Annotated in this window: 23 protein-coding genes; 7 read left to right on the plus strand and 16 right to left on the minus strand. The window is 54.3% G+C overall.

Annotation, left to right across the window (positions count from 1 at the left end; genetic code table 11):
• Positions 1-101 precede the first annotated feature (101 nt).
• On the plus strand, positions 102-701 hold the full coding sequence (locus EDC14_RS10565; protein WP_132014258.1) for a nucleoside recognition domain-containing protein: 600 nt from the start codon (positions 102-104) through the stop codon (positions 699-701).
• Positions 702-704: 3 nt separating this feature from the next.
• A complete protein-coding gene (locus tag EDC14_RS10570; protein WP_132014259.1) occupies positions 705-1238 on the plus strand; it encodes a nucleoside recognition domain-containing protein in 534 nt (177 codons plus the stop codon).
• Here the strand turns inward: EDC14_RS10570 and EDC14_RS10575 are convergent.
• The 13 genes from EDC14_RS10575 to EDC14_RS10635 all read right to left on the minus strand — a co-directional run bounded on the left by EDC14_RS10575 (position 1221) and on the right by EDC14_RS10635 (position 13327).
• The gene (locus tag EDC14_RS10575) at positions 1221-1796 is read right to left on the minus strand and encodes a DivIVA domain-containing protein (protein ID WP_207930732.1); all 576 of its coding nucleotides are present in this window, start codon (positions 1794-1796) and stop codon (positions 1221-1223) included. The two genes, EDC14_RS10570 and EDC14_RS10575, sit on opposite strands and share 18 nt — an antisense overlap.
• Positions 1797-1851: 55 nt before the next feature.
• Entirely contained in the window at positions 1852-2610 is a 759-nt protein-coding gene (locus EDC14_RS10580) for a YlmH family RNA-binding protein (protein ID WP_207930733.1), read from the minus strand.
• 6 nt (positions 2611-2616) lie between these two features.
• On the minus strand, positions 2617-3426 hold the full coding sequence (gene proC, locus EDC14_RS10585; RefSeq protein WP_165907937.1) for a pyrroline-5-carboxylate reductase: 810 nt from the start codon (positions 3424-3426) through the stop codon (positions 2617-2619).
• 6 nt (positions 3427-3432) lie between these two features.
• Complete coding sequence (locus EDC14_RS10590; protein WP_132014263.1) at positions 3433-4008, minus strand: cell division protein SepF; 576 nt, start codon at positions 4006-4008, stop codon at positions 3433-3435.
• A gap of 14 nt (positions 4009-4022) precedes the next feature.
• Positions 4023-4700 carry a YggS family pyridoxal phosphate-dependent enzyme gene (locus EDC14_RS10595; protein WP_132014264.1) on the minus strand — a complete coding sequence of 226 codons (678 nt, stop codon included), beginning with the start codon at positions 4698-4700 and terminating at the stop codon, positions 4023-4025.
• Between the two features lie 6 nt (positions 4701-4706).
• Positions 4707-6023 (minus strand): PhoH family protein, encoded by a 1317-nt coding sequence (locus EDC14_RS10600; RefSeq protein ID WP_132014265.1) that lies wholly within the window; start codon positions 6021-6023, stop codon positions 4707-4709.
• Between the two features lie 11 nt (positions 6024-6034).
• Entirely contained in the window at positions 6035-7012 is a 978-nt protein-coding gene (locus EDC14_RS10605; RefSeq protein ID WP_132014266.1) for a biotin/lipoyl attachment domain-containing protein, read from the minus strand.
• Between the two features lie 288 nt (positions 7013-7300).
• On the minus strand, positions 7301-8089 hold the full coding sequence (gene pgeF, locus EDC14_RS10610) for a peptidoglycan editing factor PgeF (protein ID WP_132014267.1): 789 nt from the start codon (positions 8087-8089) through the stop codon (positions 7301-7303).
• The gene (nrdG, locus tag EDC14_RS10615; RefSeq protein ID WP_243662897.1) at positions 8086-8631 is read right to left on the minus strand and encodes an anaerobic ribonucleoside-triphosphate reductase activating protein; all 546 of its coding nucleotides are present in this window, start codon (positions 8629-8631) and stop codon (positions 8086-8088) included. The genes pgeF and nrdG overlap by 4 nt, the downstream gene beginning before the upstream one ends.
• Positions 8628-10640 carry an anaerobic ribonucleoside-triphosphate reductase gene (nrdD, locus tag EDC14_RS10620; RefSeq protein WP_132014327.1) on the minus strand — a complete coding sequence of 671 codons (2013 nt, stop codon included), beginning with the start codon at positions 10638-10640 and terminating at the stop codon, positions 8628-8630. The genes nrdG and nrdD overlap by 4 nt, the downstream gene beginning before the upstream one ends.
• A gap of 87 nt (positions 10641-10727) precedes the next feature.
• Positions 10728-11204: a transcriptional regulator NrdR gene (gene nrdR, locus EDC14_RS10625; protein ID WP_132014268.1), complete on the minus strand. Its 477-nt coding sequence runs from the start codon at positions 11202-11204 to the stop codon at positions 10728-10730.
• A gap of 512 nt (positions 11205-11716) precedes the next feature.
• The gene (locus EDC14_RS10630) at positions 11717-11956 is read right to left on the minus strand and encodes a YdbC family protein (RefSeq protein WP_132014269.1); all 240 of its coding nucleotides are present in this window, start codon (positions 11954-11956) and stop codon (positions 11717-11719) included.
• Between the two features lie 123 nt (positions 11957-12079).
• Positions 12080-13327 (minus strand): trypsin-like peptidase domain-containing protein, encoded by a 1248-nt coding sequence (locus tag EDC14_RS10635; RefSeq protein WP_132014270.1) that lies wholly within the window; start codon positions 13325-13327, stop codon positions 12080-12082.
• Between the two features lie 687 nt (positions 13328-14014).
• Between EDC14_RS10635 and EDC14_RS10640 the strand changes: the two genes are divergently transcribed.
• Positions 14015-14197: a hypothetical protein gene (locus EDC14_RS10640; protein WP_132014271.1), complete on the plus strand. Its 183-nt coding sequence runs from the start codon at positions 14015-14017 to the stop codon at positions 14195-14197.
• On the opposite strand, the gene EDC14_RS10645 is transcribed toward EDC14_RS10640, so the two are convergent.
• From EDC14_RS10645 to EDC14_RS10655, 3 genes are all read right to left on the minus strand, one after another.
• Positions 14198-14860: a hypothetical protein gene (locus EDC14_RS10645; RefSeq protein ID WP_132014272.1), complete on the minus strand. Its 663-nt coding sequence runs from the start codon at positions 14858-14860 to the stop codon at positions 14198-14200.
• A gap of 66 nt (positions 14861-14926) precedes the next feature.
• A complete protein-coding gene (locus EDC14_RS10650) occupies positions 14927-15646 on the minus strand; it encodes a DUF6385 domain-containing protein (protein ID WP_132014273.1) in 720 nt (239 codons plus the stop codon).
• Between the two features lie 133 nt (positions 15647-15779).
• Complete coding sequence (locus EDC14_RS10655) at positions 15780-16553, minus strand: DUF6385 domain-containing protein (RefSeq protein ID WP_132014274.1); 774 nt, start codon at positions 16551-16553, stop codon at positions 15780-15782.
• Positions 16554-16707: 154 nt separating this feature from the next.
• On the opposite strand from EDC14_RS10655, the gene EDC14_RS10660 reads away from it, so the two are divergent.
• From EDC14_RS10660 to EDC14_RS10675, 4 genes are read left to right on the plus strand one after another with little or no spacing between them, the layout of a single operon-like run.
• Positions 16708-18777, plus strand: a complete 2070-nt coding sequence (locus EDC14_RS10660) for a TPR domain-containing glycosyltransferase (RefSeq protein WP_132014275.1) — start codon at positions 16708-16710, stop codon at positions 18775-18777.
• The gene (locus EDC14_RS10665; protein WP_132014276.1) at positions 18774-20561 is read left to right on the plus strand and encodes a glycosyltransferase; all 1788 of its coding nucleotides are present in this window, start codon (positions 18774-18776) and stop codon (positions 20559-20561) included. Before EDC14_RS10660 ends, EDC14_RS10665 begins: the two co-directional genes overlap by 4 nt.
• Complete coding sequence (locus tag EDC14_RS10670) at positions 20518-22056, plus strand: glycosyltransferase family 2 protein (protein ID WP_132014277.1); 1539 nt, start codon at positions 20518-20520, stop codon at positions 22054-22056. The genes EDC14_RS10665 and EDC14_RS10670 overlap by 44 nt, the downstream gene beginning before the upstream one ends.
• Entirely contained in the window at positions 21992-23542 is a 1551-nt protein-coding gene (locus EDC14_RS10675; protein ID WP_132014278.1) for a glycosyltransferase, read from the plus strand. The genes EDC14_RS10670 and EDC14_RS10675 overlap by 65 nt, the downstream gene beginning before the upstream one ends.
• Positions 23543-23560 lie beyond the last annotated feature (18 nt).

Raw genomic sequence — 23560 nt, forward strand, 5'->3', positions numbered from 1 at the left:
AAAGTCTCCATCTCAAAAAACCATCCTACCTGTGACTGTCTGCCCTACATTAATATTTATCATGAAAAAGACATAGTATTTGAAAAAAGGAGGCGGTAATCTTGATCAATACCATCTGGATGTTCCTCATCGGTTTCGGTATCCTCGTGGCCGCCAGTACCGGTCATATCGGTGTAATTTCGGATACGATCTTTAACAGCTCTACCAAAGCGGTCGAGTTCACTTTCGGTCTGGCCGGAATGATCGCGTTATGGTCGGGCATTCTCAAAGTGGCTGAAACCGCAGGAATCACCGAGTGGATCGCCAAAATATTCCAACCCATATTAGCCTTATTATTCCCCAGCTTAAAAACGGCTCAATCCGCTCTCGGGTTGATCTCCATGACCGTCGCCGCCAACATGCTGGGGCTAGGAAATGTAGCCACGCCTATCGGACTCAAAACCATGGCCGAACTACAAGGTCATAACCAAACCCCCAACCAGGCATCACCGGAGATTTGCACCTTTATGACTCTGGTCTTTGGCGGTCTCAGCCTCATTCCTTCAACCTTGATCGCCATCCGCTCACAGGCCGGATCCTCGCAACCTGCCCTCGTACTGGGACCCGTCCTGATTATCACGCTCATTGCGACCAGCGCCGGACTGCTCTTTAACCACCTTGCTCTGCGATTGGATGATTGGTATCACCGAAAGGAGCACTAGAGGATGTATCAGCTTTTTTCGACCTTATCGCAATGGGCTATTCCCATTTTACTGTTGGCAATCTTCGGTGCCGCGCTCCGGAAAAAGGTGGCAGTCTACGAAGTCTTCATTCAAGGAGCATTAGAAGGTCTTAAGATCACTGTTAAACTGACCCCCTATATTCTGGCGATCTTCGTTGCCGTGGGTATTTTCCGCTCCTCCGGCGCGCTGAACCTCTTCATCGCAGCCTTTAAACCTTTATTGCAATTATGTGGGATCCACCCCGATTTATTGACTCTCGGCTTACTTAAACCGCTCTCGGGATCGGCGGCGCTCGGGATTACCGCTGATCTTTTAAGTAAATACGGTCCCGATTCAAAGCTTGGGCTGACCGCCTCGATGATCCAAGGCAGCAGCGAAACGACATTCTATATTTACTCGCTATATCTGGGCGCGATCCCTGTCAAAGATAGCCGGCACATCCTGCTTACTGGTTTGGTCTGCGAAACAGTCGCGATACTGTTGGCCCTGATATTCGGCTTAGGATTGGTTCGATGATTGAGGAACGCCGGTTTCAGGCGCTTCTTCCGCAGTCGCTGCAGCCTCTTTGACAGCGGGCTCGACTCCGGACTTTTGATAAGGATTCCGTTGCAAATGCTCCCATACAATGTTCAAATCCAGTTCTTGTTCGGCCGTTGTCAACAGGGTATTTAAAAAGCTTTTAAACTGACACTTAAATAAATCCACTTGCGACTTGAGCCAAGTCAGTTTCTGAATCTCAAGTTGAATGTCATCCTTGACTCGTCCCTTCATCTGTTCCGCTTGAAACTGGGCTTCTTTGACAATGATATCCGCTTTTAACTTAGCGGAACCAATCTGTTCTTCCGCAGTCTCCTGTGCCAGGACCAAAGCATTTCTTAGGGTTTCTTCTTTTTGTACATACTGCTCCAACTTGGTCTGGACTTCATCCAGTTTTGCCTTCAGTTCATTGTTTTCCCGATACAGAAACTCGTAGTCGGTCGAGATCTGGCTCATAAAGCTTTGCACTTCGCGCACCTTGTAACCACGCATGCCGCGCCGGAAGATGACCGTTTCCAATTCAACCGGGGTTAACATCATCATCACTCCTTGAAAGTTTTTTCAAAGCTTACATTCAGAATGTCGTTCCCGTCTATAACTGGCGAACCAAAACCACGCCCAGGCGGCCCTTCTTGGACGTCCCGGTTTGCTCGCGAAATACAACCCGTCCCCGACCGCGCATGGAAATAACATCCCCCGGGCTGACTAACTGGTCAGGGTTTTTTACCGGCTTCCAATTTACTTTAAGGCGTTCCGCCCGAATCTCACGGGCCATTTTGGTTCGAGACTCTCCAAAGCCCAACGCGGCAAGAGCGTCCAATCGCAAAGAAGCCACCGTGGTTCGAATCTCTTTCTCTCGAATATCGGGCAGATTGAGCTGTTCGGGTTCAATTTCGGCCGTCTTGACCCGGCTATTTCCGACGCGCTCAAGGTGGGACAGGATGAAAGGAACCAATTCCGGAACCAAAATAACTTGACAAACGGATCCGGTCACCAGCAAATCCCCAATCTTCTCTCGCTTAAGACCCAGCGCCAATATAGAACCCAGGAAATCACGGTGCGTCAGTTCCTCCGGGCTATTCGATACAATTTGCAAATAGCCCAGCGCCGGTTCGATCGCTTCCGCGATATAATAATCGGGGTAAACGACCAACCGTTGCCGCTCCGCTTTGGAATAACCGCCAAAAACCCGAAACCGGACTCCGTTATTCCAAGCCAGAACAGCTTTAACCTGTTCCAGTTGGGACGGATCCAAAAAATCCGTCCACAAAGGTTGCTGTTCATGGAGGCTACGCTCCGCCAACTCCGTAATCTGAGTCAATAACAGTTTTTCTTCGTTTGTAGGATCCACCATTGCTCACCGTATGCCTTTACCGATCTCCCTGGAGCGTTCCGCCGCGGCGATCGCCGCTTGCATAACGAGTCCTGCGAATCCGGCCTTCTCGAATTCAAAAAGAGCAGCCGCAGTCGTTCCTCCCGGGGAAGTCACTTCATTCATTAACTGGCGAGGATGCTCCCCACTATTTTTTAATAATTCAGCCGCCCCCAACACCGTCTCGGTGGCTAATACCGCAGCGTCTTTTCGGGGTAAACCCAGATAAACACCGGCATTAATCAACGCATCGATAAAATAGTAAACATACGCCGGACCGCTGCCACTGACCGCAGTCACCGCATCCAATTTGTCCTCCGAAACACGCAGCACTTTACCGACACAGCCAAAAATCGCTTCGACCTTCTCCGCATCAGTTCCGGATGCTCTCTGGCCAAGACAATAGGCGGAAACCCCTTTGCCGATCCGGGCCGGAGTATTTGGCATCACTCGCACAATACGGGCTTGAGGCAACGAATTCTCCATCGCAGCCAGGGGCACTCCGGCAGCGATGGAGATAACCAGGTGCTTCTCGCAGAGCTGTGTACCTAATTCCGTCAAGATCGCAAAAAGTTGAATCGGTTTGATCGCCAAGATAATGGTCTGGCATTCCGCAGCCATACTTGCCACCGAAGAGAACAGTTGAATCCCTAAATTGCTTTGCAGAGCCTGGCCTCGCGGTTGGTCAACCTCCACCAGACCGATTTTATCGGCGCTAATCAAACCATTCCGGATTACGCCGCCGATCAGGGCCGCTCCCATCGCCCCGCCGCCAATCACACCTAATTTAAACATAACCATCTACCTTTCCCGATCGTTACGGTAAGTAGTCCCCGCTCCACCGCCGGGTCCAGCCGGCCAATCCTTTTCTTTGTCGCGCCACTCCGATTTCGGAGGAACGGATACCTCAATATGCTGCGGCGAAAAAAGAAAAATTGAACCGCTGACGCGTTGCATGGTTCCTTCCAAGGCATAAATTGCTCCACCCATAAAATCGGCGATACGCCGCGCCAAGACTTTTTCAGTCTCCTCCAGATTGATAATGACCGCCCGCTTATTCTTTAAATGGTCAACCAGCGCTTGAACTTCTTCAAATGAAGTAGGTTCGACGATCACCAACCGGACCGGTTTAGCCTGGGTTCCGGCAGAATTATTATTGCTGTTGTTGGCGTTATTACTGCTGGGATTGTTGAGAGAAACCAACTTGCCGCGTTCCCGGGAATCGCGGCGTACCGGCCGCGGCTCGACCGTGGCGGCTGTCTCGGGTTCCTCAACGATATCTTCAGCCTCAAATCCAAACGTATTCAAAAACTTTTCGAAAAGACCTTTCTTGGTATGTGGGTTGTACTTGTCCTCTTCTTGATCCCATTTTGCCATGGATCTACACCTCACTACTTAAAAATCGCGGTTCCAACCCTTATAAAATTTGCTCCCTCTTCCACCGCTACTTCAAAATCCTGACTCATCCCCATGGAAAGATAACGCCAAGTTTCGCCGAGATGATACCGGACAGCAGCTTCTTTATAAATATCAGTCAACTCCCGAAAGACCGGACGCGCCGTCTCCGGGTTATCCGAGAAAGGCGCCATGGTCATCAAACCGCAAGGAATTAAATTCGGACAGTCTTGGATCCGCTGCAGCAGTTCGGGGAGTCCTTGGGGCGGCAAACCATGCTTTGTAATTTCTCCGGAAATATTCAACTGAATTAAAAAGCTGACCTTTCGTTGGAGTTTTGCGGCTTGTTTCTGCAACTCCGCCACTAACTCGCTACGATCCACCGAATGGATCAGATCAAACTCCGTGATGACCGGTTTCACCTTATTGGTCTGCAATGAACCGATTAAATGCTTGACCACTTTTCCTTCAAGCGCCGGGAATTTTCCGAGTGCATCCTGCACTCGGTTTTCTCCCACATCGGTTACTCCGGCCCGTAGCGCCTCATTCATTTGTTCGGCGGTCACATACTTGGTCACCGCAATAATGGTCACGGTCGAAGGATCGCGACCAGCCCGGGCCGCGCTCTCGGCAACCCGTTGCTTTACAGCGAGCCAGTTATCCGCGATCGACATTTGGTATCACCCCAATAATTTTGCACCCAGCTCGGCCAAGTCGGAACGTTCTCCCTTGGTCAGCGTGATGTGTCCGGCAATCTTTTCGTTTTTGAACCGTTCAACCACAAATGTCAGGCCATTGCTGTTCGAGTCCAGATACGGATGGTCAATCTGATAGGGATCCCCGGTCAGAACGATCTTGGTGCCTTCGCCGACCCGGGTGATAACGGTCCGGATCTCATGGGGAGACAGATTTTGCGCTTCATCCACCAGCAAGAACTGGTTGGGAATGCTCCTGCCCCGGATATAGGTGAGCGCCTCCATCTCCAAAAGATTCAAATCCTTCATGCTGTTCACAAGTTGATCAATTTTTTCATTCCGATCCCGATTGTTGAATAAGAATTCCAAATTATCATAGATCGGCTGCATCCACGGCCGTAGTTTCTCATTCACGTCGCCCGGCAAAAATCCGAGGTCGCTTCCCATGGGAATGACCGGCCTGGAAACGGCCAAACGCCGGTATTTGGACTCCTCAACGACTTTTTGCAGGCCGGCGGCCAAAGCAAGCAGCGTTTTCCCCGTGCCCGCCCTTCCAATCAAAGTAACCAAACGGACTTCGTCATCGAGCAACAATTCCAAAGCATATTTTTGCTCCTTGTTCCGGGCCTTCAAGCCAAAGGTCTCTTGCTGGCCGAAACGGAGCGGAACCATCCGGCCGCCGCTCAGATGGCGGGCGAGGGCCGATTTGGAAGAGCCGAACGAATCCTCCAAAATAATCATTTGATTCGGGTAGATTCCTTCAATCTCCAAAGTTAATTCTCCACCGGCATAAAACCGGTCAATCTGTTCCGGCGGCACTTTCAAAGAACGGATACCGGTATAAACATCCTCAATCTCGATCTTATCCGTTTCGTAATCGGCGGCCGCGATGCCGACGGCATCCGCTTTAATCCGCATATTGATATCTTTGGAAATTAAAACGACTGGATTTTCGGAACTCTGTTTCAAAGCCAGAGCCACGGCGATGATTCGATTATCGGTTTTGGTCCGATCCAACGCCGGCGGGAGCATTTCGATCAACTGGTGGTTAAGCTCCACCCGGATTGTGCCCCGTCCTTCACCCAACGGGACTCCCGTGTCTAAATGCCCATTCTCTCGCAATCTATCCAAAAAGGCGGAAACGCGTCGGGCGTTCCGTCCGACTTCATCCTGGCGTTTTTTTTGGCCGTCAATCTCCTCGACCACGGCGAGCGGTATCACGATATCATTGTCTTGAAACGCATTGAAAGCCTGAGGATCATGCAGTAGAATGCTGGTATCCAAGACGAATATTTTTTTCAAGGGATGGCCTCCTATCGTGAAATGATGGTGTCTCCAAATTGGATCCCTTCGATAATGGCCCGTTCGCCATCGTTTTCAATTACCCGAACCGTTTTTTCTTGATAGCCGTCTCCTTTCATTAATTTAACGAAGGTAACCCCCTTTTTTTTATTTAACGCTTGCACGGGGACAACAATTCCCGAGTTGCGGCGGTATACCAGGAAGATCCTGCAGCGTCTCTCCGGCAAGATGCTCTGACCGATGCCCGGGTCTTCCAGCGCCACCAGTACATCTTTGCCGCCAGGTTGCGGCGGGGCGACTTCGGAGATTACCGCTTTGGTCTGCACTTCCCCCATCTTAATCCTCCAGACCGTTCGCGGAGTTGGATTCCCAACCTCTTGCGCATTCACTCGCACCACGATCCGCTGGTTGAAGGGATCGACAATCTTGGCGACAAATGTTCCGCTTTCAACGTTAAGCGCCGCGCGATGCAGGCGAAAGTTTCGTTTAAGATCCTCTTCCGTGATCCGCGGGAAGTCTTTGGGAGTCAGTTGGTTCTCCCAATCGTCGTACTGATAAAACAGATAACCCGGCTTCACGGCGGTAATGACCGAATCATTATTCTGGTCCATGGCCTGCGAATTTAAATTTTGGATTGCTTGATCGGTTTGATTGATATTTCGTAAAATCCGCTCTTTTTCCTGCTCCAGATTGTTTAAATCTTCTTTAATCGCGAATGCGTTCTGATTCCGCTGAATGAGCTTGCTCAGGATAGTCTGTTTGTCTTTGAGCTCCCGGGCCACCCGGTTCAGATCTTGGGTCAACACTTCCAGTTCCCGTTTTAGCGTTTTGTATTGCGCAACGGATTGAAGGGCGTGTTTGGGAACCGAGCCTTCCCGCCCATTGTCGAGCGTGGCGATGACCTCTCCTTCGGGAACCATCGTCCCGCTGACGCCGGTCACGGTCAGCTTGCCGGCCGCGGGGGCGGTGTAGATCGTCTCGTTACGCAAAAAAAGCGCCTCAGTCCAAAAGCCCTTTTCAATCGTTCCCCACCGCGCGACCACCGGATGTGTTATCATACCGCTCACAACATTGCGGACCACTTCAAACAGAAGAATAATTAATATTATTCTGACAATGACCTTGAGCATTCCGGGAATCGGTGATCGGCGCCGAAACCGCTGATGGGTCAAGATCTTTTTAGTGTCAGCATATTCCGACTTCGCCAAAGTTCGTTCCTCATTTTCGCATTACTTTTTGCGAACGCCGTCCCGGTTGGCTGCGGTTCTCCCGGCGGTTCACGCCGACTCGACCGGTTTTAGACCGATGACGCTCATCAACCGGCCGCCGCTTCCTGATTCGGCACGAAATGAAAAAAACCGGTCCGAATGGCAAACCGTACAGAATTCCGGCCTTTCGATCCGTTGCCGGTCGATTCCCGCCTCTTCCAAAAAACGGGAATTGACTTCCGCCAAATCAACCCGGTATTGTCCGTTCTCCGCTCGCACCGCGTCAGCGTGTTCCATCGCAAAAGTATCGGCGACCTCGGAACCGACGATAAAGCAACGGTCACAAATCGCTGGCCCCAGAACGGCCCGGCAATCGCCCGGTACGGTACCAAAGGCCCGTTCCATGGCGATGACGGCATTGCGGGCGATCCCCGCCAAGGTGCCGCGCCATCCGGCGTGAACCAGTCCGACCGCTGGAGTTTTGGGATCATATAAAAAAACCGGATAACAATCGGCGGAAAAGATCGCCAGCAGCAGTCCAGGTTCCCGGGTTACCAGTCCGTCCGTAGCGGAAATGGCGGTATGCGTTTCACGCGCCCCGGCCCCGGCTTGAGCCCGTTCGACAACGTGAACCCTCGAGCCATGAACTTGGTCGGCGCAGACTAAATCATCCAATGAAAAGCCGAACCCTTCCAGGAACGCCGATCGCCGCCGCAATACCGCCCGGGGATCATCCCCGGTATGCAAGGCCATGTTTCCGGCCCGGCGGGTCGTCACCGCTTGGATCAGCCCCACCCCGTTCAACTCGGAATTGCGGTAGAACTCAATGCCGTTCAATTCGTCCCTTTGCCAGCTCATCGAATCACAACCCGCTGGGGCTCCCAGAGCACAATCGTTCCGGCGGCCAATGACTCCGGAACCCGGATCAAACGTTGATTGGAAGAACCCCGAAATGTCAAGTTCGGATCCTTTTCCGCCAAGCGGAAAGGGCCGTCTACCAATATATCGGCCAAATTCAGCAGTTCTTGATAGCCAGGTTCGCTCTGGCGGCTCCGCAGATACTCCCAGGTGAACCCGGTATATACCCAAAGATTCAGTCCCAGCCCTTTCAAAAAGCCGGCCAGCACCGCGGCAGCGGGTGCCTGTAAAAATGGCTCTCCGCCGCTGAAGGTGACCCCGGCCAACAGCGGGTTGAGCCGTAAACGCCCCACCAGTTCCGTCAGGCTCAACTCTTCCCCGCCTTCCGGGTCCCAGGTGTCCGGGTTGTGACAACCCGGACACGCCTGCCGGCAACCTTGGAAAAAAACGGCGCAACGCAGTCCCGACCCATCGACGACGCTTTCCGGAGCCACGCCGGCAATGCGGACCCGGATGGTATCCATTACCGACGAGTTATTCATAGCCAATGGTTGCTCCGGTCGCGCAATTCGGCTTGTTTGGCGTCATTAAAGCGGTCGATGGTCGAGAGATAACCGGTGATCCGGCGGATTCTCCGAATGGCGGAGGAGCCGCAAACCGGACAATCCCCGGCAAAGACTCCCCGGTGAAAACAGGCGGTGCATTCATCGACCGGGAAGTTGATGGCGGCGTAACCCATATTGGAGAGGGCCATATGACGGATCAGGCGCTCGTAGGCCTCCAGATTGTCGATGGGCGGGGATTCCATCTCGACGTAGCTGATGTGCCCGGCATTCGTCAGTTGATGGTACGGGCCCTCAATCCCGATCTTTTCATAAGAGGCGATCTCATACTGGACCGGAACATGGAAGCTGTTGGTATAATACTCCTTATCGGTGACTCCGGAGATCACTCCGAAACGTTTGCGGTCCAAATTGACAAAGCGGCCGGACAATCCTTCGGCCGGCGTTGCCAGCAAGGTATAATTCAAGTCATACTCCTCGGAGAAGCCATCGATCAGTTTCCGCATGAAACTGACAATCTCCAGGCCCAGCCGTTGCGAATCGGGGCTCTGGCCATGATGACTCCCGGTCAGGCTGGTGAGCGCTTCGGCCAGGCCGATAAAACCGATGGAGAGCGTGCCATGTTTAATCACCGGTCCGATGGGATCGTTCGGCCCTAACTTCTCGGAATCCAGATACAGCCCTTGTCCCATCAGGAAAGGCATATCTCGCACTTTCAGCTTGGATTGGATCCGGTAACGATGGTATAACTGGCGGGCGGCCAAAACCATGAGCCGCTCCAATTCCGTATAAAAAATCTCCAAATCGCCGCCGGAGCGGATGGCGATCCGCGGCAGATTGATGGTAGTAAAGGAAAGGTTGCCCCGGCCGTCGCTGACCGCTTCGCCATGGCGGTTGGCCATGACCCGGGTCCGGCAGCCCATATATGCGACCTCGCTGCCATAGGGGGCGTTAAAGGACGAATCCATGAAAGCAAAAGTGGGATTGAGCCGTTGCGCCGACACCCGCATCGCCAATTGGAAGAGGTCGTAATTGGGATCGTCCGGATCGAAGTTAATCCCTTTCCGCAACCGGAAAATAATATTCGGGAAGATCGGCGATTCGCCGTGGCCCAAGCCCTTCTCATAGGCCAGCAGCAGGCATTTGGTCACCATCCGGCCCGCCGGCGTGGTGTCGCAACCCAGGTTGACGCTGGAGAAAGGCACCTGAGCCCCGGCGCGGCTGTGCATGGAATTCAAGTTATAGATCAGAGCTTCCATGGCTTGATAGACGTCCTCTTCAGCGGCGCCTGCCATGAATTGGGCCATGTCGCGATCGAAAAACGCGAAGGATTGTCCGCCATGCATGTCATTCTGCGAGCTCTGCAAGATGATGGCGGCCAGAGCCGCCGCAGAGCCGGGGCGTTTGGGCGGCCGAATGAAGCCATGCCCGTTATTGAAGCCGTTGGTCAATAGTTTTCCCAGCGGGATCTGGACACAAGTAAGCGTCTTGCCGTAAAAGTCCAGATCGTGAATATGAAAATCCCCTTCGGTATGCGCCTGCGCCATGTCATCGGGGATCATGCGGGATAAGTAATATTTTTTACTGGCCGCCGAGGCGATCTGCAACATCTTGGCGGAGGGTGAGTTGCTGATATTGGCATTCTCCCGGTTGGTTTCAACCAGAATCTCTTCCACCACGTCCATCAGCTCCGATTTGGAATCACGGAGCCGCGTGCGGCGATCCCGGTACAGGATATAGGCCTTGGCGGTCTTGGCATGCCCGGTCTCGATCAACGCCTTTTCCACGGCGTCCTGGACTTCTTCGACCGTGGGGATGCCGGTTCCCAGTTGCTTATGGAGATATTGCATAACCACACCGGCCAGTTCCTCGGCCAACTGCCGGTCCTCGCCGCCAACCGCTTTTGCCGCCTTGAAGATGGCCGCCGCGATCTTGGTCGGGTTGAACTCGACGATCCGGCCGTCCCGCTTGCGAATGGAACGAAATATTTTGTCGTTGTTGTGGTTGATAAACTCAACCACTTTTAGAAAATCTTTTTTTTCATCGTCGCCAATCTCAGCATGGTTGATAGCCATTTACTCTTCTCCTTCTTTCTTGGTTCTCGTTCCCAGCATGTCCTGGAGTTCCTGCATGAAGATGGCTAAATCCTTGAATTGCCGGTATACCGATGCAAACCGGACATAGGCCACTTCATCGATGTCTTTCAAGCCTTCCATCAATAGTTCGCCTACCGCCGAACTCGGTATCTCCTGATCCATCCGGTTCCGGAGCTCCCGCTCCACCCGGTCGACCAGTTTCTCCAGGGCGGCATAGGGTACAGGCCGCTTCTCACAGGCTTTGACCAGGCCGTTTAAGATCTTGGAACGGCTGAACGGCTCACGCCGACCGTCTTTTTTAATCACGATCAGCTGCGTTTCTTCGATCCGTTCATAGGTCGTGAACCGTTTTAAGCAGACCAGACATTCCCGGCGGCGACGAATGGTATTGCCTTCCTCGGATGCCCGGGAATCAATCACCTTGCTGTCGGGAGCGGCACAAAAAGGACATCTCATGGAATACCTCCCATACTATCGTGTTGGACGAAGATTTAGCAAGCCATACGATAAAGTCATACAAATCAGAAATCCTCAAGTTAAAAAGCTTTCAAAAACTTTCTCACTGGCTCCAAAGCAATCGCTGTGGCTCTTCCGGTTTTTTAACCGGGTTTATTGCAGCTCCTCGTCTCTTTCCGTGTTTTCCGATGAAAATATAGTTATTCATACTATTATATACCCCTGAAATTGAGGCGTCTAGAAGATTAAAATCCTGACTTAACCGATTTTTTCGCATTTTCCCTCGCCCGTCCGCTCCTGCCCGTCCATAGGAACCGGCGCGAACTTTGCGAGAGGAAATCGCCGGAATGCCTCCGTATTGCCTTGAAAAGGATCAACAAAGCCCCATCCATGGACTGGAACGTACCGGACTTGAACTACATTATTCAGCATCCTCTTTGAAAATCCTGCCACAAAAAAACAGCCTTGCCGGTTCTGAGTCCGTAACAAGGCTGTTTGGCGGGAAAATATTTTTAGCCGATCTCCAGCGCGTCGAGATCCATCTCATCCAGCAGTTCTTTGATTTTGAGCAGTTCTTCTTTGTTCAAGGTGACGCCTTTGCCCATCTTCTCGTGGGACTCATCCCACTCACGAATGTCCAATTTAGGCTGGCGCCCGTTCCAGCTCACAATATTCACTTCCTTGGTCCAGCCGCGGGGACTCTCGGATAAAATCAGCAAATGCTCGACAATCTCGAATGTTATCTCTGCCATTGTTAAACTCCTTTGATTAAATTGCCGGGTCCTCACGTCTTTGCGAAGGCCCCGTGATTGAACGAAAGGTATTGTTGCCTTTCCCGACGGGATCATGCATGGGCGGGCCAGCGCCGGCCCGCCTCATCTCCTTGCTCCGATCTCCACGATAAATCCGTAATCTTCTTTGCTCAGGTAAAATCGTTCCCCGGCCCGCAAGACATACTCGCGCTCCGGAATGAGCCGCTCGCCCGAGGCCAGGAAGGTTCCGTTGGCCGAGCCGCAATCCACCAGTCGGAAACGGTCCGTCTCCGCATCATATCCGACCCGGCAATGCTTGCGACTGATCTCCGCATCCTTCGCGGGAAAGACCAACTGGCAGAGGCCCGGGTCCCGGCCGAGCAGTATCCACTCACCCGGCATCAAGCTCATGGCCTGCCCGGACCGGCTTCCGCCGCAGGCCCGGAGGATAGGATGGACCGCCACTCTCAAGAGCCGGGTCTGTTCAGGCGCGGCCGCGGCAACTTGGCGTTTTCTCCTGCCATCCCGCCATAACCAGAATAACCCGCTCAGCAGAACCAACACCAACAGGCCGGCGACTCCAAAAAAGACCGGCCCAGCGCCGCCCCATTGCCGGTTTGGGGCGGCGTCGGCAATCGCCGGCACGTTCCTTCCCCGGGCAGGCAAGAGAACGTCGGTCCGGAAGGGGATCCCCAACTTGACAAGTTCCGGCAGCAGTTCGTCCACTTGAATGGCGCCGTTGATCCCCTGCGCCTTCAGGTCGCCCATGGACAGCGCATTGATCCCGATCACCTCGCCGCTCTCCATGACCAAAGGGCCGCCCGAATTGCCATGGTTGATGTCGGCGTTGGTCTGATAATAGCGGACGCCGTCACGTTGCGTGATCCGGCTGATAATGCCGTCGGTGACGGTGACATCCTCGGGGCGGCTAAAGGCCATGCCCCCACTCAGTTCGTCGGCCGCTTCCGGGTAGCCCATGGCGAATACTTTCTGGCCCAATTTGACCCGGGAACGGGAAGAAAGCGTCAGCGGCTGGATCCCCGCCAGCGGCTGTTCCAATTCCAGCAGCGCCAGATCGATGCTCGGATACGCGCCGATGACTTTGGTTCGGACCATTTTGGACCCGGAACAACAGACCATGACCCGGTCCGGGGCGGACGATACCACATGGTAGTTGGTGACCACATAACGAATCCTTGACGTTTTACCGATGGCAAAACCGGAACCGGAGAACGTGCTCCTCGGGGCGAAACAGACGAGCCGAAGCACACCGCGGGCCACGTCGGACAGATCCGGAGCGGCGGCGGCGGGAGCGAGCCAAAAAAAGATGGCCCATGCCATCATCAATCCCCGTCCTATTTCTTTACGCATCGGCAAACTCCTCTTTACGATGGGAGATGAATTCAATTTTCCGGATTAACTTTTCCATCCTTGAAAAGGGCTGGAAGAAGGCAAGAAGTGGATTCATTTCATCGGATTCGGCAAGAAAAATATGTCGCTCAATAGTTGGTCGGGAATGATTGCAAGTCGTACTGAAGAAATTTATTTCATCCTCTATAGAATTCATTACCAAAAAATTCTATTTTATACGAATTCCCGAAAGAATGCAGCACAGGAGCGTATGCATTCCATCTGAAACGGTCAAATGCTCCTCCAGAACTGGTGGACCTCGGTCCGGAAACGCATTCCCGGCGACCGGTCGATTATTTACCGGGCCTGACGGATCTGAAACGAACCGCTGGCGCCTCCTTCCGTCATCCGGGCAAGTTGTTCCTGGCCATGGAGGAGCTCGCCCCTTGAAAGGAGCGGCTCCTCCGCTTCCCGGGCAAACCGTTCGCGGACCCGGGACAGCCCGCCCGAGTCTTGGGCGAACTATTTCCCAAGCCGGGCGGACATCTCCGCGGCATAGGCAAGCTCTGCCGTCATCCGGATCAGTTCTCCCGGGCCGTGGGGGAGCTTTCTCCTTGAAGGGATCAGCTTCTCCTCTCCTCCGGCAAGCCGGTCCGCTTCCCGGACCAATATTCTCTCCTCTCTTTCGATGCGGTGAGCATCGCCAATATGGTGTTACCCCTTAATTTTAATTTTGCTTTCTTTGCGCAACTGGCGACGGCGCCGACGATTCTCCAATTTCTCGATTCCGTCATCATGCCCTACGGCACCGCCGACCGCCAACTTTACTTCCGGTTGACCTGTTCGGCGCTGACGACGGTCTCATTCGGTTTCACCCGGACCGAATTGTAATCATTTGACGCCCAACAACTCCTGAAACTCCTGGGTGAGCTTCTCTTCCAGCCGGTTCATGGCTTCGGCCATCTGATCGACATCCACCGTAATCCGCTCCAGATCACAGGCCCCGTCAAAACTGTCCTCGCGGCATTTCTTGAGATAGCCGCGGAGATTCAACGAATATTGGATTTGCCCGAGGTACTTTTCGAAGAGCTGTTCAACCAGCATGGACAGTTCATTGCTGAAATAGATCCGCTTTTCCCAAAAATAGCTGTATAGATCGATCAGCTCATCGGTCACAATGTCGATCATCAACGAACCGCCATTCTGATTGCCGGATTCCGTCCGGCCCGCGGATAGGGCGATGGTCTGATCGCGGAGGTTGTCGCTGAATTTTAAGATCCGCTGATACAACTCACGGATGATTTGGGCCCGTTCCTCATGGAGCCGGGTAAACTTGACTTCATGCTCCAGGCTGGCCTCATGTAATTTCGCCTTATACTGTTCCGTCTCCAGGGCGACGCGATGCTTGAACCGCTCCAGCTCCAGGGAGAGCTTTCCTTTATGCTTCTCCAGTTCGATTGCTAAATACCGGTCGAAGAGATACTTGGTGAGGTAGGCCGCAAACCCGCCTCCCACCAAGAATGCTGAAATATCGCGCAAATAGTCGACAACCATTGGAATCGGTCCATCCTCACGCTCCTGAAATAAACGCCGGAATCTTCCGGCAAGAAATTCACCATCCTAGGCTTGCGCCTGAAACCAAACATCCAGAACCACGGGGCGTCCGGGCTCGGCCGAACGGTAAGTTAAGCGGATGAACCGCAAAAAATGCTCCGGAACCAAGATGTTTTTCCGGCCGGGCCCGAGCGGCAGCTCCAACGAATCGGCCAGCCATTCCCGGCCGTCGGGGCTGATCTCCAGTCCAATCAAGGCGCTGTTTACAGGATGCCGGTTCATCACGCAATAGCTCATTTGGAAATAGTCGGCCATCGATTCGGTCAAAACCGTTTGCAGCGAATCGGCGCTCGTCACCGTGGCATTTTGGGTCCAATCGCGATGCCCGGAAATCTCGACGCCGCGGCGCGGATATAGCTCCGAATTCGTGACGCATGCCTCCTTTAGAATCTGGATTTCGAAATGCAAGGTAATAGCCAGTCGCAGCGCTGACCCATCCGCACGGTAATTCACCGCCGGAGGTTTGCAGTCGACTCTGAGCTGAGCTTCGCAGCAGCATTCCTTGGCCGGAACGAGCAGCGAGAAGGGAAGATCCCGCCATCGATGGATAATCACCCCGGCGGGCTCCAGACACTCCACCTCCAATCGGACCGAACCCTCCATGGTCAAATAGCCGCCATGGGGAATCGCGGCAATTTCAAGCGGGGTGACGTGCCAGTCTTTCAGCTGCTCGAGCGCCAAATCGAGTGGGGTTTCAACGATTGTTTGCGCGGTCAATCGCGCCAACAATTTTTTTACCAGGAAACTCTCTGAATGACACCGATCAATTTCCGGTTCCGGCAAAACCTTCACCCTTTTTAAGGAAAAGTCTCGATTGTCTTATCATATGACAAGGGAAGACGAAAGGTCCTCCCTTGTTTTAACTATGGCCCTGGAAGAAGATGTTGAGCGTAACCGCGCTGGCGGCGTTCACCGCCGCGTAGTACACCCGGGCGTATTTGAGGAATACCGTCGAAACCAGTCCCGTGACATCGCCGACATTCAGCGTGACATAGCTGGTATTGTCGACCCAGCTGGTGGCGTCCGGACTGACCTGGAGCTTTGCCACGGCTTGAGCGTTGGCGGCCAACGAAGAGTTGACCAGCCCAAAAGTGTACTCCGATAAACTAAGAACATTGTAGGTGGTATCCGGAGAGCCGGCGGTATTCGTAAAATTGGGGCGAACCGCCGAAACGTCGGTGGTAGCCAGCGTAGATTGGACCGCCAGACCCGCACTGGTGATCAACAGACCGCCGGTGGGCGGAGTGATCGACAGACCGCTGGATGGGGCGGTGACGGTCAAGCCGTTAGCCGGGGCGGTGATCGCCAAACCCGTGCTGGTGATGGCTAAGCCATTGGTGGGCGGAGTGATCGACAGACCGCTGGATGGAGCGGTGACGGTCAAGCCGTTAGCCGGGGCGGTGATCGCCAAACCCGTGCTGGTGATGGCCAAGCCATTGGTGGGCGGAGTAATCGACAGGCCGCCGGACGGAGCGGTGACGGTCAAGCCGTTAGCCGGGGCGGTGATCGCCAAACCCGTGCTGGTGATGCTGAGATTGCCGGAAGAATCGGTATTGAAAGCGGTATTGTTCCCGCCATAGATTTTGATGCGGACTTGATCGGGATTATCCTGGAAGATTTTAAAGTTGGGCATCAGGGTGCCTCCTTTCGATTCAATAGCCCGTAAAAGCCCGTGGAAGGGGTTTCAGTAATAGCATATGGCCCAATCAGTGGAAGGTCACAGTCCCGATGCATATATTAGGACGGAAATCCCATGAAATACTGAAAGCATAGAAAGCGAGCCCAAAATGAGCACCGTCAGTCTATGTATGATTGTCAAAAATGAAGCGGATAACCTGCCCCGGTGCCTGAAAAGCACGGCCGGGGCGGTTGATGAACTGATTGTGGTGGACACCGGATCTACCGATAATTCGCTGGAGATTGCGAAAAGTTTTGGAGCCCGGGTCAGCTCCTTTCCCTGGAATGGCAATTTTAGTGCGGCGCGGAACGCTTCCCTAGCGAATGCTTCCGGAGACTGGATCCTGTTCCTGGACGCCGATGAGGAACTAACGCCGGAGAGCGCCCGGATCTTGCGCCAAATCACGGCCACTCCTGCGGTGGAAGGCTATTTTGTCAAGATCCTCAATTATTTGGGGAACGAGAATTGGAACGAAGTCTGCCCGGACCTCGTTTTCCGGCTTTTTCGGAACCGGCCGGCTTACCGGTTTCGGGGCGCCATTCACGAACAGATCGTGGATGTCATCCTCGAACAGAATCAAACGGCGCGTTATCAAACGGCCGAAAATTTGATAATCCGCCATTACGGCTACCTAAACCAGGCGATTGAGGCCAAGGATAAAAAAAACCGTAACCTGCGCCTGATCCAAGCGGAGCTGGAAAGAGATCCCCAGAATCGCTTGCTCCGCTATCACTACGGCGTGGAGCTGTACCGGGCGGAGCGTTTTGACGAGGCTGCCGTCGAGCTGCATCAAGCCGCCAATGGAATTGACCCTGCCGCCATTTACCTGCCCAAACTCCTGCGCTACCTCGTCTTGGCCTATCAAGGAGCCGGCTGTCCCGAGCAGGCATTGGAGACCGTCCGGATCGGGCTATCGCTCTTTCCAAACTATGCCGATCTTTATTATTACGGCGGATTAAGCCATCTTGAGCAACGCGACTATGTCCAGGCTTACCATGCCTTCCGGCAAGCCGCCGCCATGCCCGAACAACCTTGCTACTACGCGTCGTTCAGCGGCATTCGCGGCTTCCGGGCCTATTATCAGCTGGGGCAACTGGCTGAGGTCTTCCTCAACCCCGAAGAAGCGTTAAAGTATTACATTCATAGCTTAGGCGATAATCCCGCCTTTGCCCCGGCGCTCCGGAGCATCGTGCGGCTGCTCAAGCCTCAGGATGACCCGGAGTACGCCCGGCAATGCCTGGAGAAGATCTGCGATTTCTGTACCCCCCAGGCTCAGCTCTGGTTGGGGCAGATTCTGTTTCAGGAGTCCGCTTACGCCCTGGCATTACAATATTTGGAATCCGGATCGGCCGGACCCCAAGTGCCGGGAGAAGTAAAATTATGGCGGGCGATCTGCCTCTGCCAGCAACGCCGTTTTTTAGAAGCGCTCCATCTTTTGAAGGAGTTTCCGCCAGCGGATCCCCTCTATCCGCTGGCCCTGCTCAATCAATTACTCTGCTTTTGGATTCAGGGAAACCGCCGCAAAACGCTTTCCCTGGCCCGTCAGCTCCAGACTCTGGGTTTATCCGAAGATACCGCGGCTGTGATCAGTCTGCTCACGCATGTCCTGCCGCAGCAGCAAAAGATCTTCGAATTGACGGATAGCCAAGGCCAGCCTATCTTTTTGGCCTGGGCCAAACGGCTCTTAAAAAGGGGCCAGGATTCCGGGAAACCAGCCAAAACCGCCGGAGTTCGCCTGGGACCGGACGGCATCTCCCTGCTCCTGGATATCCTGCTCCGCTTGATCGACTTGAATGAATCTGCCCTGGCCGAATCCCTGCTAAACCGGCTGGACCCGGAGGTGCTGAGCGGCCAGGCCGGTGCCATTGGACAGCTGTACTATCGCTACCAGCGTTTGGATGAGGCTTGTCAATATCTCCGGTTTTATGCCGAAACCCATCCCGAGTCGGCCGCGGCCCTTTATGACCTGGCTGAAGTGGAACGGGATCGCGGCAATGCCATTCATGCCGAAACGCTCTACCGGCAGGCTTTGGCGCTGGATCCCAAAGAGCCGCGGTTTTATATCGCCTTGATCCGGCTTTACCAAAAACTCCGGCGGGAGCTGCTGGAAGAGGCCGTTGCACAGTTTCCGGAGATTCCGGTCCTCCAAAAGTTGCTCCGGGAGGCGCAGGAGCAATGAAACCGTCCCTCTCGGCAGTCTTGATCGTCAAAAACGAACAGCAAAACCTGGCCCGTTGCCTGCACAGCCTGTCGGGGCAGGTGGATGAGATTGTGATCGTGGACACGGGTTCGCAAGACGGAACTATCGCTGTCGCCCGGCAATTTACCGAACGCATTTATGAATATGCCTGGCACCAAGATTTTAGCGCCGCGCGCAACTATGGACTTTCCCGGGCGAGCGGCGACTGGATCCTCTCGCTGGACGCCGATGAAACTCTGGATAGCAGCCAGGGAGGGCTGGATGCTTTATTGGCAGCCGATTCGGGGCTGGATGCCTACTTTCTGCCTCTCTACAACCAAAACCCGGCAACCCGGGAATCCACCGTCCACCAAGTGCTGCGGCTCTTCAGAAACACTCCGGAGTATCGCTTTCAAGGGTCCATTCATGAGCAGATTATCATCCAAGATCCGAAGCGGGTCGGCCTCGCCGTTCATCCCATCATTCGGCATCATGCCGCCGGCGAACGGGAACGAAACCGTAAACGCGGCCGTAATCTCGCCCTCCTGCGGCGGCAGCTCGGCACCGATCCGGTCAATCCGTTCCTCCAATATTATTTGGGTCTGGAATGGCTGGGTCTGAATCAGCCCGCCCGCGCTTTGCCGTTGCTTGAAGATGCCTGCCGGGCTATGGCCGAGGACCAGATCATCTTTCGGACGCCGGCGCTCCATTACTACATCACCGCGCTCAAAGCGGTTGGCCGCGTGGATGAAGCCTTGGCGCTCTGTTTGGCGGAGACGGAACGATACCCGAATTATGCCGACCTCTTTTTTCACGGGGGGCTATTATTGGAGGCCGGCGGCGAATACCAGATTGCCATGGACTGGTTTGAAGAAGCTGTCCGCTCAGGCCCACCGCCCCCCTTCTTCTTTCACACCCAAGGATGCGCCTCTTTCCTGGCCCTTTTCCATATTGGTTACTGCCAGGAACAACTGGGAAAAAGGAAGCAAGCCATCCGCTCCTATCGCGAGGCGCTGAATAATCACTCCGATGCGTTTTTTGTCATCTACCCGCTTTTCCTGGCGGTCTTGAATGAACTCGGGGCCGAACCGGCCCGCGATTATTTTTTGCGCAACGGCGACTTGCGTGACGGTCAGCGCGGCGCCATTCTGGCGGAATTATTTTTTGAAGCGGGCCATCCCGGCATCGCCGCCCGCTGCTTGGAAGACCCGGAGATCCGCCGTCATGTCCAACCGGCGCAGACGGTTCATTGGTTGCTTTTCTCCGGCCAACCCGGGGCGGCGCTGGCAGAGTTGAACCAATTGACTCATCGTGAAAATCCTCCGGAGCCATTGCTGGAGGAGCGGGTCGGTGCCTTGCTTCTGACAGCCAATTATTCGGCCGCCAAACGCGATGCGCTTCTGCTCTGGCGGCTCCCGGGCAGCCGGATCCAGGCTATCGCCTATCTGAATCTAATCCATTGGGTAACGCATTGCCGCCTGGGCTGCCGTCCGGAAGCCGCTTCACAGCCTGTAATCATCAAAACCCTCGTCGAACTGGTGGAGAATTGCCTGAAAGCGCGCGCCGCCGAGAAATTGGTTACGGCATCCCCTTATGAAGGACTCATCGTTCACACTCTCAACGTCTTAGCCCGTCTATCGTTTAGGGGCCCTGTCGCTTTGGACGCTTATTTTCGACAAAAAGCCGAGCTCTGGCGGAAACTTTGTCAATTCCGGACCGGCATGAAGGGAGATTTGACGGGTGTCCGCCATTTCGGTGAGCTTGTGTGTGATCGCCAGGGATGAAGCAGCGGTGATTGCGGACTGTCTGAACAGTGCCAGGCCTTTCGTGACGGAGATGATTGTAGTCGATACCGGCTCAACCGATCGGACCCGGGAATTGTCGGTCGCTCTCGGAGCCCGGGTTTTCGACTGGGATTGGAGCGGCGATTTCGCCGCAGCCCGCAATTACGGGCTGGAACAAGCAGAGAGCGCTTGGATTCTCGTGCTGGATGCCGACGAAACGCTGGAACCGACGACCACGGATGACTTCCAAACCTTACTCCGGGACACCCGGATCGAAGGCTACTATCTGACCATCCGCAGTCAACTGGAGAATCATAGGGAAAGCATTGACTACGTAGTCCGGCTTTTCCGGAATAAACCGATCTACCGGTTTGACGGAATCATCCATGAACAAGTCGCTGGATCGATCCTGAGGCATAATAACGGTTCCGGGCTCGTCAAAGCTCCACTCCTCATCAACCATTCCGGTTACCGCTCCGAGGTCGTTCGGCGAAAGGATAAACACTGCCGCAATATCCGTCTGATTGAACAGGCTTTGAATAAAAGCCCGCAGGACCCATTCTTATTATACAGCTTGGGAATGGAGCATTACCAAGAAGGACGGCTTGAAAACGGCTTGGTTTTTCTGGAGCGCGCTTTAACCCTGTTACATGGCGAAGAAGGTTTTTTCCACGAGATACTGTTAGCGGTAGGCGTTGGGCTTTGGCTAACGGAACGCTTACCGCAACTGGCGGTGTTTCTGGAACGGGCCTTCCGCATGCTGCCCGAGGATCCTGATTTGCACTGGCTGATGAGCCTCCTGGCGTTTCGGAAGAAAAACTATCAAAGCGCCTTGAGCCATCTCCGGCAAAGCTTCGGGACCACGCTGGCCGTCGAGCCTTCCAAAAGTATTTTGGATGACGATCTGCTTTCTTTGCGGCAGCATCTTCCACCGGCAACCGCCGCATGTCATGGGTCCGCGGCTGCCGAGACGGAGAATCCGATTCCATGGTCCAATTTGCTGGAGTTAAAGAAACGATCCGAGATGGAGGCCGACTGGCCGGAACTGGCCGCATGCATTCCTGCCAAGAGACAGCTTGCCGAACATTTTTTAAGCCGGCAGGATCTACCCTTGGCATGGGGGTTACTGCTTTTACAAATCTTGCAATGCGTAACCGAGCGGCAGTGGGCGGAGGCCGACCAAACTTGCCGCCGGCTGGTCGAAACCACCGGCAGTCAGGGATGGGCTCCTCCGCTAGCGCTGAACGCTTCCTGCCTCAACCTCCTCGGGCAGGAAATCATGATCCGACTCGCCCTCCACCCATGCCGGCTGCCGCCTGAGCCGGAAATCAGCGGCCCGGCAATTTGCAAGCTACTCCACTGGGGCCTGGACCTTACATTGCACTTGACAATCCCGGCGGAAGGCTATCCGGAAAAGGAGGGATGGACGCATGACCAAAGTATTGATTGCCAGCCCGGTTCGGCAGAAACCAATCATCCTAAAAGAATTCCTTGATTCTCTGGTGAAACTGGAAACGGAGAACCTCGACACCGATTTTCTTTTTATTGATGATAACGAAACACCCAGCGAATGGTTGACCCAATTCAGGGCCCGGACCGGAGAGCAGCGGGTCACTATCCTCCCAGGTAACGGAGGGGAAGAATATCTCCGTGACGAACTGACCCATCACTGGCGCTCGCGGTTAATTTGGAAAGTTGCCGCTTATAAGGACCGCTTCATTGCAGCCGCCAAAGAACGGGGCAGCGACTTCCTGTTGCTGGCCGATTCGGATCTGGTATTGCATCCCAAAACCCTGGTCCATCTGGTTCTGCTCAACTTAGATATCGTTTCCGAGGTTTTCTGGACGCGCTGGAATCCTGAGCTTCCGCCTTTGCCCCAAGTTTGGCTGGGGGATCAGTACCGGCTATTCCCCAAAGCAGCCGATGAAACCATCTCTGAGGAGGAGGCCGGCCGCCGCACCGCCGAATTCCTGTCGATGCTCCGGCAGCCCGGAACTTATAAGGTAGGCGGCTTGGGCGCCTGTACGCTGATCAGCCGGCGGGCGCTGCTGGCCGGAGTCGCGTTCCGGAAGATTTACAACCTGGGCTTGACAGGGGAAGACCGCCATTTTTGCATCCGTGCGGCGGCGCTCGGTTTTGAACTGTTTGCCGATACCCATTATCCGCCTTATCATATTTACCGGGAATCGGAATTATCCGGCGTGGCGGAATACCTTCGCCGCATAGATTCGACGAAAGGCCTCCCCACCTCCGCCCGTCCCGTTCCCGGTTTTATTTCGGGCAACGGACTCACCCTGGCAATGCTGGTTCGGAACGAAGCCGGGCGCTTTCTTGAGCCAGTCCTCGCCCAGGCCCGTCAGTATGTCGAACGAGTGGTCATCGTCGATGACGCCAGCGAGGATCCGACCGTTTCCATCTGCCAAAAAGCGCTGGCCGGGATCCCGCTTTCCCTGGTGTCCAACCCGGCTCCCGCCTTTCACAACGAGATTATCCTCCGGCGGCAATTGTGGTCCATGGCAATCGCGACGCAGCCGCAGTGGATCTTGATTCTCGACGCCGATGAACTCTTTGAGGAGCGGGCGGTTACGGAGTTGCCTCGTCTTTTGAACGATGCATCCGTCGATGTCTATACATTCCGGTTGTTTGATTTCTGGAACGAAACCCATTACCGGGAGGACCGTTATTGGCAGGCCCATCGCACCTACCGGCCATTTTTAGTGCGATACCGCCCGGATTTCGATTATCAATGGCAGGAGACCCCTCAGCATTGCGGGAGGTTTCCCCGGAATATTCTGGAGCTGCGCGTCGCGGCCAATCCTTTGCGTATCAAGCACCTGGGCTGGTCCAGGCCTGCCGACCGGGTGGCCAAATTCCGCCGCTATCGAGAGCTTGATCCCGAGGGACGTTATGGAGTCTTGGAACAGTATCGTTCCATCCTGGCCCCCTGTCCCCATCTCATCCCATGGCATGAGCAAGAATAAAAAGCGAGGCTGAAGAGG

Origin of the sequence: Hydrogenispora ethanolica (genome assembly GCF_004340685.1) — a bacterium.
In the GTDB taxonomy this organism is placed as follows: Bacteria; Bacillota; UBA4882; order UBA8346; family UBA8346; genus Hydrogenispora; species Hydrogenispora ethanolica.